Below are 3,795 nucleotides of genomic sequence, written 5' to 3'. Positions count from 1 at the left end.
GAGGTTCAGGAGCGGGTGAGGATCAGTCGCCGGCGAGCGACGCCGCGCCGATGATCCCGGAGTTGTTGCGATGGATGGCCGGCACGATCGGGGTCTTGAGGTCGAGGAGCGGGAGGAAGTCTCCGGCGTTCTTCGACACGCCGCCGCCGACAACGAACAGGTCGGGGCTGAACAGGAACTCGATGTGCGAGTAGAAAGCCTGCAGGCGCTCCGCCCATGCGGCCCAGCTGAGGCCCTCGCGCTCGCGTGCCGATGTCGCGGCATACGTCTCGACCGACTCGTACTCACCGAAGTTGAGGTGGCCCAGCTCGGTGTTAGGCAGCAGCACGCCGTCATAGAGGAAGGCGGACCCGATGCCGGTGCCCAGGGTCGTGAGCAAGGTGAAGCCGCGCACGTCCCTGGCCGCGCCGTGGCGGGCCTCGGCGACGCCGGCGGCATCCGCGTCGTTCACGAACACGATGTTGCGGCCGAGTCCGTCGCGGAAGAAGCGCTCCGCATCGAAATCGATCCATTCCTTCGACACGTTCGCCGCGGAGAGCGTCTTGCCGCGCTTGACGATGGCCGGGAAGGCGACACCGAGCGGGAGGGTCGAGTCGTGCACGTCGAGGGTCTTCAGAACGGTCTGCACGGCGTTCAGGACATCCTGAGGCGATGCGCCTTCAGGGGTGGGGACCCGCACCCGGTCGGATGCCATGATTCCGTGCTCGAGGTCGACGATTCCTGCTTTGATTCCCGTGCCGCCGATGTCGACGCCGATCGCTTTTGCCATGGGCGATAGCTTAGCGACCACGGTGCACGCCAGTAGGATCGATGACATCACGTGAAGAAGGGACAGGCATGTCTGACGGTGACCACAAGTACTGGTACAACTCCGAGACCGGCGAGGTCGAGTTCGGCATGATCTCGCCCTCCATCGACCGGATCGGGCCCTTCGACACGGAGGCCGAAGCCCGCCGCGCGCCCGAGGTGCTCAAGGAGCGTTCGCGCGCCTGGGCCGAAGAGGAAGCCGTGGAGCAGGGCTGGGACGCCAAGGGCTCGCAGAACGCGGGCGACGCAAAGGGCCAGGGCGCAGAGTAACCATGGACAAGCAGAGGGATTTCGTCCTCCGGACGATCGAGGAGCGCGGCGTCAAGTTCGTGCGGCTGTGGTTCACCGACGTCATCGGCACGCTCAAGTCCGTGGCGATCGCTCCGGCCGAGGTCGAGGGGGCGTTCGCGGAAGGCATCGGTTTCGACGGTTCGGCGATCGAGGGGCTGACGCGCACCTACGAGTCGGACCTGCTCGCGCAGCCGGATCCGACGACGTTCCAGACGCTGCCGTGGCGCGGCGAGATCGATCCGACGGCGCGCATGTTCTGCGACCTGACGACGCCCGACGGACAGCCGGCCGTCGCCGACCCGCGGCACGTGCTCAAGCGCACCCTCGCGAAGGCTGCGGATGCCGGCTTCACGTTCTACACGCACCCCGAGATCGAGTTCTACCTGCTCAAGTCGTCGTCGTTCGGACCTGACGGTCCCGTGCCCGTCGATTCGGCCGGCTACTTCGACAACGTTCCCGGTGGCACCGCTCACGACTTCCGTCGCCGTTCGGTGCGGATGCTCGAAGACCTCGGCATCTCCGTCGAGTTCAGCCACCACGAGGGTGGACCCGGACAGAACGAGATCGACCTCCGCTACGCGGATGCCCTCACCACGGCCGACAACATCATGACCTTCCGCACGGTGATCAAGGAGGTGGCGATCGAGCAGGGCGTCTACGCGACGTTCATGCCGAAGCCGCTCAGCGATCAGCCCGGCAGCGGCATGCACACCCACATGTCGCTCTTCGAGGGTGACCAGAACGCCTTCTACGAGGAGGGCGCGAAGTACCAGCTCTCCAAGACCGGCCGACACTTCATCGCGGGTCTCCTCCGACACGCGAACGAGATCTCCGCCGTGACGAACCAGTTCGTGAACTCCTACAAGCGGCTCTGGGGAGGCGACGAGGCGCCGAGCTTCGTCACCTGGGGGCATGCGAACCGCTCGGCCCTCATCCGCGTGCCGATGTACAAGCCGAACAAGAGCCAGTCGTCGCGCGTCGAGTACCGCGGCATCGACTCCGCCTCGAACCCGTACCTCGCCTACGCGCTGCTGCTCGCGGCAGGACTCAAGGGCATCGAGGAGGGCTACGAGCTGCCGCCCGAGGCCGAGAACAACGTGTGGTCCCTGAGCGACGCCGAGCGGCGTGCACTGGGATACGAGGCGCTTCCCGCGAGCCTCGACCACGCTCTGGAGTACATGGAGGCATCCGAACTCGTCGCCGAGACGCTGGGGGAGCAGGTCTTCAACTACGTGCTGCTCAACAAGCGCAAGGAATGGGAGGCCTATCGTGGCCAGGTCACCCCGTTCGAGCTGAAGAGCAACCTCGAACTGCTCTGACCTGCGCCGATGGCCCGACCGGACGACTCCGTCTCCCTCTCCGCCCTGGCGAGGCTCGGTTTCGCCGAGTTGAGCGAGGCGGCGGCATCCCTGTCCGAGTTGGCGACGGTTCTCGGAATCTCGCGATCGTCACTTCTCGAAGGAGCGGATGCTGCCGACCCCGACGCCGCGGTGCGGGGAATGGTCCGTGTCGCGCGTCGGGACCCCGGACCCCTGAAGGGCCTGCTCGACATCGCTGAGACGCGTCACCGCGTGTGGCGGGTCTTCGGTGCCTCGGAAGGGCTGGCCGACTTCTTCCTCCGCCATCCCGATCAGCTCTCGGTGCTGGGGGAGGCCCTCGACGCGTTGCCGTCGCCGGAGTCGCTCCGGACGCAGCTGCTGGCATCGGTCGGCGCCCGAGATGGCTTCGCGACGTCAGCGGACGATGCCGCGGTCGTGGCCGTGCGTGTCGCGTACCGACGCAGCCTCGCCGCCATCGCCGCCTATGACCTGACCCACCCCGAGCCGAAGACGGTGGTTGCCGCGGTGTCCGCCGCACTGTCGGACGCCGCCGGAGCGGCCTTGGAGGCCTCGCTCGCGATCGCACGCGCGCGTCTCGGTGAGACCACCCCGCGGGAGCAGGTAGCGGCGACGCGGCTCTCGATCATCGGCATGGGAAAGGCGGGCGCCCGCGAGCTCAACTACGTCAGCGACGTGGACGTGATCTTCGTGGGCGGCACCAGCGACGAGGAGGTCGTGACGGAGGCCCGCGCGATCGACATCGCGACGCGGCTGGCCCGCGAGACGATGCGCGGTCTCGACAGCATCGAGGTGGAGCCCCCGCTGTGGGAGGTCGACGCCAACCTGCGGCCCGAGGGCAAGCAGGGTGCCCTCGTGCGTTCGCTCGCCTCGCACCTCGCCTACTACGATCGCTGGGCCAAGAGCTGGGAGTTCCAGGCACTCCTGAAGGCACGACCTCTCGCCGGAGACGCCGACCTGGGCGCCGAGTACGTCGAGGCGGTGCAGCCGAAGATCTGGTCCAGCGCCGCTCGTGAGGATTTCGTCGAGAGCGTCCAGCGGATGCGCGAGCGCGTGACCGAGCACATCGATCCGGACGACGCGCCATATCAGCTCAAGCTCGGAGCGGGCGGTCTACGCGATATCGAGTTCACCGTGCAGTTGCTTCAGCTGGTCCACGGCCTCACGGACGAGTCGATCCGCACGCGCGGCACGCTCGAGAGTCTCGACGCCCTCGTCACCGGCGGGTACATCGGACGAGCGGATGCCGCGACGTTCGCCGACGACTACCGCATCCTGCGACTCATGGAGCACCGCCTGCAGCTGCGCGAACTGAGCCGCACGCATCTGCTTCCTCGGACTCCCGCCGGTCTGCGCGTCC

4 protein-coding genes are annotated in these 3,795 nt (G+C 67.3%); 3 read left to right on the top strand and 1 reads right to left on the bottom strand.

Going from position 1 to position 3,795, the window contains the following annotated elements; genetic code table 11:
* Positions 1-22: 22 nt before the first annotated feature.
* Complete coding sequence (gene ppgK, locus ACNPM4_RS09590; RefSeq protein ID WP_029261802.1) at positions 23-769, bottom strand: polyphosphate--glucose phosphotransferase; 747 nt, start codon at positions 767-769, stop codon at positions 23-25.
* 68 nt (positions 770-837) lie between these two features.
* Here ppgK and ACNPM4_RS09585 point away from each other — a divergent pair, with 68 nt between their 5' ends.
* The 3 genes from ACNPM4_RS09585 to ACNPM4_RS09575 all read left to right on the top strand — a co-directional run.
* Positions 838-1,077 carry a hypothetical protein gene (locus tag ACNPM4_RS09585; protein ID WP_036303297.1) on the top strand — a complete coding sequence of 80 codons (240 nt, stop codon included), beginning with the start codon at positions 838-840 and terminating at the stop codon, positions 1,075-1,077.
* A 2-nt stretch (positions 1,078-1,079) separates the two neighbouring features.
* Entirely contained in the window at positions 1,080-2,417 is a 1,338-nt protein-coding gene (gene glnA, locus ACNPM4_RS09580; RefSeq protein ID WP_029261804.1) for a type I glutamate--ammonia ligase, read from the top strand.
* A 9-nt stretch (positions 2,418-2,426) separates the two neighbouring features.
* Positions 2,427-3,795 (top strand): [protein-PII] uridylyltransferase family protein (locus ACNPM4_RS09575; protein ID WP_448985514.1); only part of this gene is annotated, 1,369 nt, incomplete at its 3' end.

The organism is Microbacterium umsixpiens (genome assembly GCF_053543675.1).
Note: the sequence above shows the minus strand (reverse complement) of the source record. Positions and strands in the feature narration are given on the sequence as shown.

Bases quoted from the DNA above. Each gene is read 5' to 3' on its own strand.
- ppgK (WP_029261802.1), bottom strand. From the start codon at position 769: ATGGCAAAAGCGATCGGCGTCGACATCGGCGGCACGGGAATCAAAGCA.
- ACNPM4_RS09585 (WP_036303297.1), top strand. From the start codon at position 838: ATGTCTGACGGTGACCACAAGTACTGGTACAACTCCGAGACCGGCGAG.
- glnA (WP_029261804.1), top strand. From the start codon at position 1,080: ATGGACAAGCAGAGGGATTTCGTCCTCCGGACGATCGAGGAGCGCGGC.